Origin of the sequence: Hoeflea sp. AS60, assembly GCF_038900115.1 — a bacterium.
GTDB lineage: Bacteria > Pseudomonadota > Alphaproteobacteria > Rhizobiales > Rhizobiaceae > Hoeflea.
The window spans coordinates 1,776,034-1,789,545 of record NZ_JBBMQP010000001.1 but is presented as its reverse complement, the minus strand read 5'-3'; the positions used below and the strand labels follow the sequence as shown (position 1 = coordinate 1,789,545).

12 protein-coding genes are annotated in these 13,512 nt (G+C 61.0%); 2 read left to right on the top strand and 10 right to left on the bottom strand.

The window, feature by feature from the left end; translation table 11 throughout:
• Window position 1 precedes the first annotated feature (1 nt).
• From WNZ14_RS08235 to WNZ14_RS08220, 4 genes are all read right to left on the bottom strand, one after another.
• Entirely contained in the window at window positions 2-1,009 is a 1,008-nt protein-coding gene (locus WNZ14_RS08235) for a chlorophyllide a reductase iron protein subunit X (RefSeq protein ID WP_342868085.1), read from the bottom strand.
• Window positions 1,006-1,950 carry a chlorophyll synthesis pathway protein BchC gene (gene bchC, locus WNZ14_RS08230; protein WP_342868084.1) on the bottom strand — a complete coding sequence of 315 codons (945 nt, stop codon included), beginning with the start codon at window positions 1,948-1,950 and terminating at the stop codon, window positions 1,006-1,008. The genes WNZ14_RS08235 and bchC overlap by 4 nt, the downstream gene beginning before the upstream one ends.
• A 104-nt stretch (window positions 1,951-2,054) precedes the next feature.
• Window positions 2,055-3,149: a methyltransferase gene (locus WNZ14_RS08225; protein ID WP_342868083.1), complete on the bottom strand. Its 1,095-nt coding sequence runs from the start codon at window positions 3,147-3,149 to the stop codon at window positions 2,055-2,057.
• A gap of 73 nt (window positions 3,150-3,222) precedes the next feature.
• Entirely contained in the window at window positions 3,223-4,092 is an 870-nt protein-coding gene (locus WNZ14_RS08220) for a polyprenyl synthetase family protein (RefSeq protein WP_342868082.1), read from the bottom strand.
• Window positions 4,093-4,222: 130 nt separating this feature from the next.
• Here WNZ14_RS08220 and crtD point away from each other — a divergent pair, with 130 nt between their 5' ends.
• Both crtD and WNZ14_RS08210 read left to right on the top strand, forming a co-directional pair.
• Window positions 4,223-5,758, top strand: a complete 1,536-nt coding sequence (gene crtD, locus WNZ14_RS08215; protein WP_342868545.1) for a 1-hydroxycarotenoid 3,4-desaturase CrtD — start codon at window positions 4,223-4,225, stop codon at window positions 5,756-5,758.
• On the top strand, window positions 5,713-6,636 hold the full coding sequence (locus WNZ14_RS08210; RefSeq protein WP_342868544.1) for a carotenoid 1,2-hydratase: 924 nt from the start codon (window positions 5,713-5,715) through the stop codon (window positions 6,634-6,636). Before crtD ends, WNZ14_RS08210 begins: the two co-directional genes overlap by 46 nt.
• Here the strand turns inward: WNZ14_RS08210 and WNZ14_RS08205 are convergent, their stop codons facing one another.
• From WNZ14_RS08205 to bchI, 6 genes are read right to left on the bottom strand one after another with little or no spacing between them, the layout of a single operon-like run.
• Window positions 6,637-6,804 (bottom strand): hypothetical protein, encoded by a 168-nt coding sequence (locus WNZ14_RS08205; protein WP_342868081.1) that lies wholly within the window; start codon window positions 6,802-6,804, stop codon window positions 6,637-6,639. It lies immediately after the preceding gene.
• Between the two features lies 1 nt (window position 6,805).
• Window positions 6,806-7,846: a phytoene/squalene synthase family protein gene (locus WNZ14_RS08200; RefSeq protein ID WP_342868080.1), complete on the bottom strand. Its 1,041-nt coding sequence runs from the start codon at window positions 7,844-7,846 to the stop codon at window positions 6,806-6,808.
• A complete protein-coding gene (locus tag WNZ14_RS08195; RefSeq protein WP_342868079.1) occupies window positions 7,827-9,356 on the bottom strand; it encodes a phytoene desaturase in 1,530 nt (509 codons plus the stop codon). Before WNZ14_RS08195 ends, WNZ14_RS08200 begins: the two co-directional genes overlap by 20 nt.
• 57 nt (window positions 9,357-9,413) lie before the next feature.
• The gene (gene bchO, locus WNZ14_RS08190) at window positions 9,414-10,316 is read right to left on the bottom strand and encodes an alpha/beta fold hydrolase BchO (protein WP_342868078.1); all 903 of its coding nucleotides are present in this window, start codon (window positions 10,314-10,316) and stop codon (window positions 9,414-9,416) included.
• Complete coding sequence (bchD, locus tag WNZ14_RS08185) at window positions 10,313-12,190, bottom strand: magnesium chelatase ATPase subunit D (RefSeq protein ID WP_342868077.1); 1,878 nt, start codon at window positions 12,188-12,190, stop codon at window positions 10,313-10,315. Before bchD ends, bchO begins: the two co-directional genes overlap by 4 nt.
• Window positions 12,183-13,214, bottom strand: a complete 1,032-nt coding sequence (bchI, locus tag WNZ14_RS08180; RefSeq protein ID WP_342868076.1) for a magnesium chelatase ATPase subunit I — start codon at window positions 13,212-13,214, stop codon at window positions 12,183-12,185. The genes bchD and bchI overlap by 8 nt, the downstream gene beginning before the upstream one ends.
• Between the last annotated feature and the right edge of the window lie 298 nt (window positions 13,215-13,512).

Here is a 13,512-nt window from a genome sequence, read left to right as displayed (position 1 = left end):
ATCATACCGTGTCGTAGACGACTTCGAGGGACGGACGCGCCAAGGCTGATGCAGGGCACATGTCTTCGGGCAGCGCGGGCACAAGCACGTAGTCGCCGCCGGTGTCGCTGGCGTCAAAAAGATTGATCAACCCGTCCTGGGTGAGTGGCTCGGGCAGAACCGGTGGCGCAAGGCCAAGGTTTTCGGCGAGCGTCTGGAACAGCGGGCCCCAACGATTGTCGGGATGGCCGATGATCTGGTAGTTGGCGCTCTTCTTGCGGATATCGTCATCCTGCGGGATCGCGGCCAGAACCGGAATGCCGACTGCCTTGGCGAATGCTTCTGCCTCGCCGGAGCCGTCATCCTTGTTGATGACCATGCCGGCGACGCCGACATTGCCGCCAAGCTTGCGGAAATACTGAACCGCAGAGCAGACATTGTTGGCGACGTAGAGCGACTGAAGGTCATTGGAGCCGACGACAACCACCTTCTGGCACATGTCACGGGCGATCGGCAGACCGAAACCACCGCAGACCACATCGCCCAAAAAGTCGAGCAGCACGTAATCGAAATCCCAGTCATGGAAGCCGAGCTTTTCGAGAGTTTCGAAACCATGGATGATGCCACGTCCGCCGCAGCCGCGGCCAACTTCGGGGCCGCCAAGCTCCATGGCGAAAACACCGTCGCGCTTGAAGCAGACGTCGGAAATCGAGAGTTCCGCACCAGCAGCCTTCATCTTGGAAGATGTCTCGATGATGGTCGGGCAGGCACGGCCGCCAAACAGCAGCGAGGTGGTGTCGCTTTTCGGATCGCAGCCGATCAGCAGAACCTTCTTGCCGAGCTGGGCCATCATGCAGGAGAGGTTGGCAAGCGTGAAGGATTTGCCGATTCCGCCTTTTCCGTAGATGGCGATGATCTGGGTGTCTTTCTTGACCGGGCCGGTATGCACCTGATCAGGCTCGATCGACGCCTCCTCGCGCAGGAGGTCACGGATCCGGTCTGTGGCGCTTCCGCCGAAGCCTTCAGTCATTGTAGTTCCCTCCAGTCAAGTATCATTTTCAGGCAGTCAGGATCGCCGAAGGCCGCCTGGTAGGCAGCCGCCGCATCAGCGGGGCTCGACGTATGAGTGATGAGGCCATCCAGCGAGAGCTTCCCGTGCGCCAGCAAATCGAGCACAGCGTGCACATCGGCAGGCTTGAATTCAGCGGCGATGCGGAAATGCGCCTCGCGCATGAATGCCGGGGTAAAGCGGAAACTCATGGTTTCGCTGTAGAAGCCGGCAAGGGTAATTTCTCCGCCACGCTCAAGCACCGCGATCGCCTTGTCGAGAATGTCCGGATCACCGCTTGCGTCGAGCACCGAGGACCATTTGCGGCCTTCGCTGGCTTCGGCTGTGGTGACTTCATATCCCACAGCGCCATGCTGACGGGCCGGGTTGATTTCCCACACATGAGGAGCCTTGTTCCCCATGGCGATGATCAGGCGCGCTGTCAGCCGGCCAACAATGCCGTGGCCAATCACGAGGTCAGGTGCGACCAGCCCTGGCAAGGTCAGCGCGTGATAGGCAGTGGCAGCAAGAGACAGCAAGGTGCCGCCCTGGGCAAGATCGTTGTCAATCGGAATAACACGTTCGCCGGACGTCACCAGCGTGGAAGCGGATGCGCCGAACAGGGCCGCAGCGTCACGGTATCCCATGGCGCCTGGCACGAACACCAGCTTGCCTTGAATATCGGCGCGGCAATCGCGTCCGGCCGAAACTACCCGTCCCACGGTCTCATATCCGGGAACAAGCGGATAACCCATGCCTGGAAATTTCGGCATGCGGCCTTCAAACAACAGCTTCTCCGTGCCGGCGCTGATGCCGCTCCAGATCGCTTCCACGACCACGTCACCATCACCCGGGTCAGCCACATCAAGCGACTGAAGAGCTATTAGCTTTGGTTGTTCAAATACGACTGCGCTTGTTTGCATATTGATCGGTCAAGCCTGACTCAGGCGAGACGCTGCCTCCTGTATGTAATATTATTTTTACATTCTTTCATGTCAACTTATATTTACACCGCTTTAGATAAATGTCAGAGATTCGCGACAACCAGCGTCGCCATTAATGAGGACCGGCAGGGCCGAATATCGAAGTGTGAGAAGCCTGCAGCTCGCGCCAAAGCAACGATCTCTTCGGGGGTGCGGCAGCGTCCAGAACCCATGGCCAGAACATAAACGCCGAAATAGACGGTCGAGAGCCGTTGCCCCCGTGAGCTGTCACCAGCCATCGGTTCGGCAATCACCAGCGTTTGCCCAGGCTCCATGGCCGCGCGGACATTGCGCAAAAGCCTGAGAACAATACTGTCTTCGTGATCGAACAGCACCCGGACCAGGGTGACGCAATCATGACCGCGCGGCAGTGCATCATCGAGAAAACTGCCACCGTGGCAGTGCGCACACTGGCTCAAAGGCCGGCCCGCGAATTTGGCCCGCGCCCGCTCGACCACGGGAGGCAGATCGAAGAGGGACAGCTTCAGGTCCGGATGCCGCCCGGCCACCGCCGAGAGAAACGCCCCCTCTCCGCCCCCCACATCGAGCAGCTTCTGGTGCCGGCCAAAATCATAGGCGTCGAGGATTTCATCGGCGAGCATCGATTGGCTCGCTGCCATCAACGCAGAATAGGCGGCGGCGTCGCCTGGCTTGACCGATGATTCGCGGCCCGACCCGGCATAGGACCAAAGGCGGCTCAGTTCGGTATCGGTACGCGACCCGGCGAACAGGCTGACCGGATCACTCAGGTCGCGATAGAGAAGCGCGTGATGTCGGATCATCGCCCGAATGCCCGGATCACTTTGAACAACCGCGCCATGATCTCCGAGCGTGACAAAACCGTCAGAGTTCGCAGAGACCAGCTTCAAGGATTGCGCCGCCTGCAGAAGACGCTTGAGGCGCTCTTCAGTGAGGCCGGTGATACGGGCGAGATCTGTGATGCTCACAGGCCCTTCCGCCAGGGCTTCGATCAAGCCGGTCTGCAATGCTGCGAACAAGACCTGGCTCTGAACAAAACCTGTGGCTATCGAGAACAGATCTGCTTCCTGCGACCGGGAGAACATCCGGGACACCGGCATCCGCTGCACGAGCCTGCGAAACTCGGGCCGCGCAACCTGTCGCGCGCGCCAGGCGCTCAAACGTGAGCGCCAGCCCGGTTGCTTGTTGACAGGAATATGCGAACCGGGAGCTGTCACCTCGGCAACCATGTTGTCAGGCCGCCACGGTGGCCAGGCTTTTGGGCACCAGTCGCTTGGCTTCATCCAGAATCAACTGCTTGAGCATATCCGAGCCACGGCAGTCCGGAATCGAGGCCGCGGCCTCGCTGACCAGTTCCTGCAAGCGCTGGACGGCACCGCCCAGGCCAAGCTCATGCACCGCATTGGGGCGATCATGGGCTGCATCCTGGCCGCAGGGCTTTCCGATTTCATCCAGGTTCGAGGCACAGTCCCGCAGGTCATCAGCAACCTGAAAAGCATTGCCGAGTGCCTCGCCCAGGCGATACCAGTTCTGCGGATCGACGCCGGCAGCGATGGCGCCTGCGGTGGTTGACCCGATAAAGAGCGATGATGTCTTGGCGCGGTGATAGACCTTGAGATCGATCTTCTCTTCGCTCTCCCAGGCCTGTCCGGCAATGATGCCGTGAGGCATGCCCACCGCGCGGGCAATCACACTGATCAGCGGCGCGATCCGGTCGGGCGTGGCCAGACATTCGCGCGCCAGGGTTTCAAAGGCCAGCACGATCAATGCATCGCCAGCCAGCACTGCGGTGGTTTCGCCGAAGGCTGAATGCAGGCTCGGCTTGCCGCGCCGTATGTCCGCATCATCAAAACAGGGCAGGTCGTCGTGCACCAGCGAGGCACAGTGCAGGAGCTCTATGGCCGTTGCCGCCGCGTTGGATGCGTTGGGAGCAGGATCACCAGCAGCCAGCGCCACCGCAAGGCAAAGCCTCGGACGGATGCGAGCCCCACCCGGGAACACCGCGTATTTGAGTGCATCGCACATCAGGGAGGGATTGCCGCCAGCGGTGGCGTATGTGACTGCGCGCTCAAGATTGCGTTCAATGCGTTTTTGCAGATCCATCTGGCGTGTCCCTCCAACATCCTCGCCAATGTCACTTTTAAATGACATTTATATGTGTAAAGTTATCCTGACACAGTTCAATGGATTGTCAACGGCGTTGGCGGCCGATGCGAATGAGGGATTTGAAACGATGCGTCCGTCTGAGAAAGTTGTGGTGGTGGGCGCCGGGGCCGGCGGACTTGCCGCGGCGATTTCAGCCGCGGTGGCAGGTTTCGACGTCACCGTGGTCGAGCGCGGATCCGCGCCTGGTGGCAAGATGCGGCAGCTCGACGTCGGTGGAAAACCGGTTGATGCCGGCCCAACGGTTCTCACCATGCGCTGGGTCTTCGAGCGTCTGTTCGCGATGGCAGGCGCGGACCTCAGTGCCCGGATAGGGCTGCGAAAAGCCGAACTTCTGGCCCGGCATGGCTGGCGCGATGGCAAGCGGCTGGATCTGTTTGCCGATATCGACGAGAGTGCCCGGGCCATCGAGGACTTCTCAAACAGGGAGAATGCTGACGGTTACCGGCGGTTTGCCGCCGAAAGTGCGGCGATGTTTTCCACCCTGAAACCAAGCTACATAGACGCCCAGCGACCTGGGCCGATCTCGCTGATGGCACGAATCGGGTTGTTCAATCTTTCCAGGCAGATGGCGCTCAAGCCGTTGTCCTCAATGTGGCAGGCGCTCGGCGATTGCTTTCCCGATCCGCGATTGCGGCAATTGTTTGGGCGTTACGCCACCTATTGCGGATCTTCACCCTTTATGGCTCCGGCCACGCTGATGCTGGTTGCGCATGTCGAACAGGATGGAGTCTGGCTGGCAAAGGGCGGCATGCACGGACTGGCGCGGGCCATGGAGCGTCTCGCCGCAGAGCTTGGTGTCACCTTCCGCTATGGCGCCGATGTCGAAGCCATTGAAGCTGGAAGCAAGGGCGTGACCGGGCTCAGGCTCAATGGTGGCGAACGGCTCAAGGCAGACAGAATCATCTTCAATGGCGATGTCTCTGCGCTGGCGCGACTGACAGCCGGATCCGGCGTCTCGCCGACACTGCGGAAAGCGCGCTCGCTTTCAGCCCTGACATTTTCCATGACTGCCAAGACATCCGGATTTCCGCTGGCGCATCACAGCGTCTTCTTTTCCGATGACTACGCCTCGGAGTTTGAGGCGCTGACCCGCGGGCAAAGCATGCCTTCGGTTCCAACCACCTACATCTGCGCCCAAGACCGTGATGATCAGGGAAGCCTTCCCGATGGCGTGGACCGCGAGAGGATGCTGTTCATCCTCAACGCTCCGGCCGACGGTGACATCAAGACTTTTTCGACCAAGGAGACCGGGCAATGCCTCGATCAAGCACTGACCCATCTTTCGGCCTGCGGGCTGAACGTGGAGCGGGACGGGATGGAGTTCATCCCGACCACGCCGGACCAGTTTCACCAGTTGTTCCCGGCAACGGGGGGAGCGCTCTACGGCAGGGCATCTCACGGATGGACGGCGTCATTCCGGCGGCCGGGGTCGCGGACCAGAATTCCGGGGCTATATCTGGCGGGCGGGAGCACGCATCCGGGACCGGGCGTGCCGATGGCGACACTTTCAGGAATGCTGGCGGCGGAGAGCCTGGTCGAGGACCGCGCTTCGATGCAATCGTCCCGCCGGGCGGTTATCTCTGGTGGTATGTCGACGGCCTGAGCGACTGCGGACGCTATGGCCTGTCGGTGATTGCCTTTGTCGGCTCGGTGTTCTCGCCCTACTACCACTGGGCCGGACGGCGCGATCCAGACAATCACGTTTGCATCAATGTCGCGCTCTACGCACCAGAGGGAAACCGCTGGACCATGACCGAGCGTGGACGCAAGGCGACCCACCGCGACGCCTTGTCGTTTCAGGTCGGGCCGAGCCAGATTCGGCGCGACGGTGGCGAGATCGTAATCGAGTTCGACGAGATCTCGGTGCCGCGACCACCGGCGCAATGGCTGCCAAAACGGGTCAAAGGCACAATCCGGTTTTCTCCCGACGCGGTGACATCGCAGGTGTTTGATATCGATGCTGCGGGCACACATCGCTGGTGGCCGGTCTCGCCGACCGGGCGAATCAGCGCCGAATTCGAAACCGGCGGCGAAAACTGGTCGGGCCATGGCTACATGGACAGCAATTGGGGGAGCGAGCCTCTGGAACGAGGATTTACGCTTTGGGACTGGGCACGCGGGCGGTTGCCCAACGGGGATGCAGTGATCATCTACGACACCATCCGCAAGGATGGCAGCCATGGTGAAATCGCGATCCGCATCGGCACCGATGGCGAGGTTCATCAAATAGAGATGCCCGCCAAGACACGGATCGCAAACGGCTTCTGGGGCGTACCACGCTCAGGCCACCACGATGAGGGCGCAAAGCCCAGCCTGTCACGCACTCTTGAGGACGGTCCGTTTTACACCCGGTCCGTCATACGCACCCGGCTTACGGGCGAGACTGTCGACATGATGCATGAGAGCCTGTCGGGTGCGCGGTTTGCCTCGCCGGTGGTCAAGGCGATGCTGCCCTTCCGGATGCCACGACGTGCGAAGTGATCAATCCGCTTTGGGCTGATGCTCGGCTGACGGATCAGCCTCTGCAGTCCGCTCCCGTTCCTTGCGGGCACGAACGTCGCGTTTGAGTGTACGCATCTGCCAGATGATGAACAGCACGAAGCCGCCAAAGCTCAGTGCAATCTCGATCAGGCCGGCATAATTCCCCATATCAGCCACCCACGTCGACAGCGCGACGGCGCGTTTCCGAAAGCGTCATAAGTTCGATCATGCGCCCGGCTTTCGCGTCGAGACCGGATGGCGCGTTGATGCGGCCTGCAGCGGCGGCCTCGACGAGGAAGCGGACCTCGGGATGGGCAGGCTCGGTGGAGACCGGCTGAAACAGAAACGGCGTTGCCGCGGCCCTGCCGATCAATTCAAGCTTGCGCCGGGTCGAGGTATGCGCACGCCGGGTGATACTGTCGTGCCCTGCTATCTCGATTTCGCGGCCGATCTCGCGATAAATCAGCGCCGCGCTGCGGATTGCCGTCCGGCAGCTCAGTGGCAGGCCGGCGATACCGGTCATGGCGCGGGCATACAGGATGTTTGCCGCATCAAGCAGCCGCTCAACGGTGGCGCGCATGGCAGGACAGGCTTGCGGATCGGCGAGAAAAGCTTCTGGATCGATTCCGGCTCCATCGAGCCAATCGAGCGGCAGATAGATGCGCCCGCGGCGGGCGTCCTCACCGACATCGCGGGCGATGTTGGTGAGTTGCATGGCAAGTCCAAGATCCGCTGCGCGGGCCAGAACGGAACGGTCACAGACGCCCATGATCAGGGTCATCATAACGCCAACGGTGGAGGCGACCCGGGCAGAATAGGCGCAAAGCTCGCCGCAATCCCTGTAAGTGCGGTTCTGGACATCCCACTCGAACCCCTCGATCAGGGCAACCGGCAGCGCGCGCGGCAGGGCGTAATGCTCAACGACCGCGACAAAGGCGCGGTCGGCGGGATGGTTGTGCGGGGTTCCGCGATAGATGGCGTCGAGACGGGCGCGGATTTCTTGCAGGCCTCGCGCAGGGTCGGCGCTTTCGTCGATCAGATCATCGGTGGCGCGGCAAAATGCATAAAGTGCGCGAGCGGCGGATCGGGTGGAGACCGGCAGCAGCATGGAGGCTGCAAGAAAGGATTTTGAACCGGCACGGATCGCTTCCTCGCACTCCTTGCGAAGACTGGGATCAAGGACGAAGTTTTCAGACGATGGCGCTGGCATTGGGCACAACCTTGTCAAGAATCTTGGCCGAAGAAACGACGCCTGGAAGGCCGGCGCCTGGATGGGTTCCGGCGCCAACCATGTAGAGGTTTTCGACCTCCTCACTCTTGTTGTGCGGCCTGAACCAGGCGAGTTGCGTGATCAGCGGCTCGATACCGAACGCGGCGCCCTTGACCGACAGCAGCCGGTCACGGAAATCCACCGGCGTCATGATGCGGGAGCTGACGACATGCTCACCCAAACCGGGCAAAACAGTCGCTTCGAGATGTGCCTGGATTTTCTTGCGGTAGGGTTCGGCAGCGGTTTCCCAATCGATGCCGCTATCAAGATTGGGCACCGGCGAGAGAACATAGAATGTGTCACAGCCTTCGGGCGCCACCGTCGGATCGGTTGCGGTCGGGCGATAGAGATACAGGCTGAAATCATCGGCAAGCCGCTTGGCATCGAAGATATCGTGAAGCAGTTCGCCGTATCTTGGTCCCATCATCACGGTGTGATGGCCGACATCCTCGTAGCGGCGGTCAGTGCCAAAATACCAGACGAACAGGCTCATCGAATATTTGGCGCGGTCCACCTTGGCGTCGGTCCAGCGCTTGCGCGCATGCTTTGCCAGAAGCTTGGTGTAGGTCCAGCCGGTATCGGCGTTGGAGACAATAATAGAGGCCGGAATGGTCTCGCCGCTGGCAAGACGGACGCCGGTGGCGCGGCCTTGCTCTACGGTGATTTCAGACACTTCGACGCCGGTGCGTATAACTCCGCCCTGCCCCGCGATCAAACCGACGATACCCTTCACCAAGGCGTAGGTGCCGCCAACGGCATAATGCACGCCATACTCGCGTTCGAGATAGGAAATCAGACTGAGGACGCCCGAAGAGCGCATTGGATTGCCACCGATGAAAAGCGGGTGAAAGCTCAGGCCCTGCCGCAACTGCTCGTTCTTGATGAATTTCGAGACCAGCTTGTAAACCGACCGTTCGGCGCGCCGCATGACGAGGCCCGGCAAGGCCATCGCCATGGAGACAAGGGTCGGAAACGGCTTGTCGATCATCCCGGTAAAACCGGTCCTGAAACAGCGTTCACTTTCGGCGAGATACCGCCGGTAACCGGCCAGGTCCTCAGGCGAAAACTTCACGATCTGGGCTTCCATTTCCTTGTCGTCGGAATTGACATGGAACTCGCGCCCGTCATCGAAACGGACAGTGTAGAACGGATCAAGCGGCACCAGCTCGACGTCTTCGGACAGCTTGCGACCGCACAAGGTCCAGAGTTCCTCGAAGATGAAAGGCGCAGTTATAATGGTTGGGCCAGCGTCGAAGGTGAAGCCGTCCTGGCGGAACTGCGATGCCCGACCTCCGGGTTCATCCAGCTTTTCGACAATGGTGACCCGGTAACCGCGCGCGCCAAGCCTGACAGCTGCGGCAAGACCGCCAAATCCCGCACCGATGACAATGGCGTGGGGCCGGGCATCAACGGACGACGGGTTGGCAAGCGAAGGATCATGAGCCGTCATCACGCGATCACTCCCGTCAAGGTCTTGGACAGCGATCTGATCCTGTCAATCCGCATCTCAGGCCACCGATCTTTTGGAAATCATAGGGAATGAGCGCTCGATCAGCTCGAAAACGCACTGGGGGTCGGCCTCATGCATCAGATGTCCGCCGCGGGCAGCGACTTCAAGCAGACAGCCGTTTATGAGTTTTGACGCATTGCGCGATACTCTTGCCGGAACCATCGGATCATCCGCCGCGGCAATCAGAGTCACCGGACTTTTCAGACGTCCCAATTGGGCGACGAGCGGCTCCAATTGCCAGTTCGCCATCATGCCCAGAGCGCCGTTGATGTGAGACGTCTGGCGCATCAGAATATTGTAGCAGTCCCGTCCCCGCTGATCGATATTCGATCCGGTGGCCTTCAGGAGATTGTCTGCCATGTTGCCGATGCGGGCCTGAAACGAGACCAAACGGGCGGTCAGCGGGTTGGCGAAGAAAAGCAATTTTGCCAAGGGCTGTAGTAGCGCGTTGCCACGAATGGGCTCTAGCGCGGCATTGAGCCCGATCATGCGGGCAGAGCGGAGCCCACCGTCAAGGCTCAGCTGCAGCAATACAGCGACGCCAGCCGAGTGACCGATGGCAATCGCGGGCTCTATCTCGAGCGTCTTGAGCAGACCTCTAACAGCGCGCGCCATGGCGGGCAGTGTCAGATCATCGGCCCTCGCTCCGCGCGTAAATCCATGTCCGGGAAGATCCATCGAGATGACACGATGGTCGGCCGACAAGAGCGGGATCAGTCCTCGAAACGAGTGGGTCGCAGCTCCAGTGCCATGAACCATCAGGGCAACCGGCGCCTTTCGATCACCGATGTCCTGGACATGCCAGTCCAGATGGCCCACTCGCAGCATCCGGCTCGCATGACGGAACGGCCAGTTGCGGCCTTCATGGTCGAGCGTGGGCGGGATGCCGGACAGGCTCATTGTCGTGTGCCTTTCGCCAGTTCAGCGCCGACAATTGCATTGACCGCACTGGCCGAGACAATGGGCAGCGGGCAATATTGCGCCTGCATGGAGCGAGCCAGTTCGCGCGTGGTCTCGCGTGGCCTTCGGGAGATATCAATAAGGATCGAGCGGTAGCCGAGCGCTGCGCCCTGTCGGGCCAACATCTGGGCATCGTCGCGGGCGCGAGCGCGATCGGGCTTTCCGTCAAGCGCGATGTTACCGCTGCCATCGGTGAGATAGACAATCAAAGGCGATTGCCCGCGCCGCTGCACCATGCCTGCTATTTCCAGTGAACGCCTGATGGCGCCAGCCAGCGGTGTTGGGCCACCGCCGGGAATGCCGGTCAGTGACCGCTTTGCGCGCACCAGCGAGCGGGTCGGCTCGAGCAGCGTTTCGGCCGCCATACCGCGGAAGGTGATCAGCGCAACCTGATCGCGCCGGACATAGCAATCGCCAAGCAACAATTCAATCGCACCTTTGGCCTCGGCCAGACGTTCCATCGCGGTCGAACCTGAGGCATCAACAGCGAAGATGGCCGTGGATTCCGTGCGGTGGCGGAACCTGATATATCGGAAATCAGATGGCAGGATGCGCAGCTGCTGGGGTGAGCCATCGGCGCTCAGCGCGAAGTCCGGGTTGCGCAAACGCTGCCATGGAATGGCGGCGCGAAGCGTGGAAACCACATCGGGCCGCGCCTCCGAATAGGGCGGGCGCGAGACAATGCCCGCAGGCCTTCCCCGGCGGCTGCCGGATTTGAATCCGCCGGATTTTCCGGTGCGGGCCATTTTTGCGGCCGCTGTTCTGTCGGGACGATCGAGCTCGTCGAGCACCGCGCGAGAAGCGGCGGCAGCGGCGACCATCATCTCGTCTTCCGACATTTCTGTCTCTGTCGTCTCGCCATTTGTGTCCGTGTTTTCGGCTGGAGCCTCGGGTGGCGATGGCGGCTGGTCAGCCTGGTTCCGGGCCTGGCTCTGATCCTCGGCGTCGTCCTGAGCCGTGTCGGGTTCGGCCGGCTGGCTTTCGGTGTCGGTTTGCTCGGGCGCATTCATGGTCATGCCGAGACAGAGGCGGACCGAAGTCACAAGATGCTCTGCATCGGCGGTCGGCTTTTGCTCGAGCATGGCAAGGATGCGGGCAACGCGGATGAGATCAAGTGCGCGCCGGATCGGAGCGCCGGGCAAGGCCAGACTGATCGCGGCAGCCGCCTCGCGAAGATCATCACCGACAGTGACTGCGCCCATCGCGACTGCAAAGGCGGCGGCATCGGGCAGATCCTGCCCAAGCTCACGCGCGAATTCCGGATCGCAAACTGCGTCGCGGATGGAGAGGCCATCAAGCCGCAGATCCAGCGTCAGCCGGTCGGCCAGGGCCGAGGGAAGGTCCTCGTCCTCGTCAGCGGATTCATCGAGGGCGACCACCGAAAACCGTGCCGGCTGCTTTCGGCCCGATGAGCCGGTCGCCTCACCGTCGTCAAGTGTACGTCCGATAATGGCGGCGCTGGATTCGGCCAGCCGTTCGGCCATGCCGAGAACGATGAAACCACCGTCCGCGCGGGCCAGCAGACCTTTCTCATGCACCGGGCGACCGGCGGTCAGTGTCGCGGTGATATCGATGCCGCCGGTCAGGCGCCCTGCGGCGGAAGAGGATGGAATGCGGATCCAGGGCAACCCCGGACCGGACTTCGCGTCCAACATGGACTGGACCATCTCGAGCCAGCGGTCACGCACCGGCCCAGCGCCCGCGCGCAGCCGGACCCCGCCAATAAAGCCTGCGCCTGCTACCAAAATACGTGCAGCCAGAAGCGCGTCGCCCCAGCGCGGATCAACCGGGTTGTCGGCGCCAGGTTCATGCATGTCCCACAGGCGCTCCGGCAATTTCGCTGATCGCACGGTCAACGCGGGTTTTCGAGCCTGCCTCATCCAATGGATCACGACGCAGGCGGTGTCGTAGCGCCATCGGCGCCACTTCCAGCACATCCTCGACGGTTGCTTCCTTGCGGCGTGAAAGTGCAGCCTTGGCGCGGGTTGCGCGCATCAGCGTCAGTTCTCCGCGCAAGCCGTCAACGCCCAGCTGCATGCACAGATGTGCCATCATGATCATCAGCCGTTCGGACAAGACCACCGAGCCCACGGCCTTGCGACCGGCAACTATGCGCGCAGCAAGCCGCTGCTCCTCCTTGGCCCATTTCGCCAAAAAGGCTTCGGCGTTCTGCTCATAGGCATCACGGCGCTTGAGCACCTTGATGCGGGATGCAATATCGCGCGGCGACGAGACATCGACCGACAGGCCGAACCGGTCGAGCAATTGCGGGCGCAGTTCACCCTCTTCCGGGTTGCCGCTGCCGACGAGCACGAACCGGGCCGGGTGACGCACACTCAAGCCTTCGCGCTCCACCACGTTGACGCCGGAGGCCGCCACATCAAGCAGAAGATCGACGAGATGGTCCTCAAGCAGATTGACCTCATCGACATACAGAAAACCGCGATGAGCCTTGGCCAGAAGGCCCGGTTCAAAGGCGCGCTCACCTGAGACGAGAGCCTTTTCGATATCAAGCGCCCCACAGACCCTGTCTTCGGTGGCGCCCAGCGGTAGATCGACCATCGGCGCCCGGCGCTTGATTCGTTCGGATTTGGGTGCGGTCGCACAGACCGGGCATGGCTCGGCGGGATTCGCCGGATCACAATTGTAGCGGCAGCCCCGGGTGCTGGAGAGTTCAGGCACCAGTTCAGCCAGCGCCCGCACGGCTGTGGATTTTCCCGTTCCGCGATCGCCAAAGACCAAAACCCCACCGAGTGCAGGCTCAACCGCAGCCATCAGCAGCGCATCCTTCATTTCGTCCTGACCGACAATGGCACTGAAGGGATAGGGCTTTGCCATCGAAGGTGACCTCTCATTCTGCGTATGCCTGTTCTGCGCGAAGCACCTGGCCGAAAGCTCACCCGGAGTCGCGGAACTGGCTCTCCAACCAATGTGTCCACTATTTTGGACACCTCCACGTAAACAAGAATATACACTCCGGCATCATTTGCAATCTAGATAATCCGGGCTTACGTCGGCGACGGGAATGCCCAAGATCTGCAAACTGGTCCCTTTATGGCTCTTTTGCGTATGAAATCCTTGTCTCAATCGCTATATGTACATTTTATTTGACATTTAGAGTGTAAATTAATGTTTA

Bases quoted from the DNA above. Each gene is read 5' to 3' on its own strand.
- WNZ14_RS08195 (WP_342868079.1), bottom strand. From the start codon at position 9,356: ATGACGGCTCATGATCCTTCGCTTGCCAACCCGTCGTCCGTTGATGCC.
- bchD (WP_342868077.1), bottom strand. From the start codon at position 12,190: ATGCATGAACCTGGCGCCGACAACCCGGTTGATCCGCGCTGGGGCGAC.
- WNZ14_RS08205 (WP_342868081.1), bottom strand. From the start codon at position 6,804: ATGGGGAATTATGCCGGCCTGATCGAGATTGCACTGAGCTTTGGCGGC.
- bchI (WP_342868076.1), bottom strand. From the start codon at position 13,214: ATGGCAAAGCCCTATCCCTTCAGTGCCATTGTCGGTCAGGACGAAATG.
- bchC (WP_342868084.1), bottom strand. From the start codon at position 1,950: ATGCAAACAAGCGCAGTCGTATTTGAACAACCAAAGCTAATAGCTCTT.
- WNZ14_RS08200 (WP_342868080.1), bottom strand. From the start codon at position 7,846: ATGCCAGCGCCATCGTCTGAAAACTTCGTCCTTGATCCCAGTCTTCGC.
- crtD (WP_342868545.1), top strand. From the start codon at position 4,223: ATGCGTCCGTCTGAGAAAGTTGTGGTGGTGGGCGCCGGGGCCGGCGGA.
- WNZ14_RS08220 (WP_342868082.1), bottom strand. From the start codon at position 4,092: ATGGATCTGCAAAAACGCATTGAACGCAATCTTGAGCGCGCAGTCACA.
- WNZ14_RS08235 (WP_342868085.1), bottom strand. From the start codon at position 1,009: ATGACTGAAGGCTTCGGCGGAAGCGCCACAGACCGGATCCGTGACCTC.
- bchO (WP_342868078.1), bottom strand. From the start codon at position 10,316: ATGAGCCTGTCCGGCATCCCGCCCACGCTCGACCATGAAGGCCGCAAC.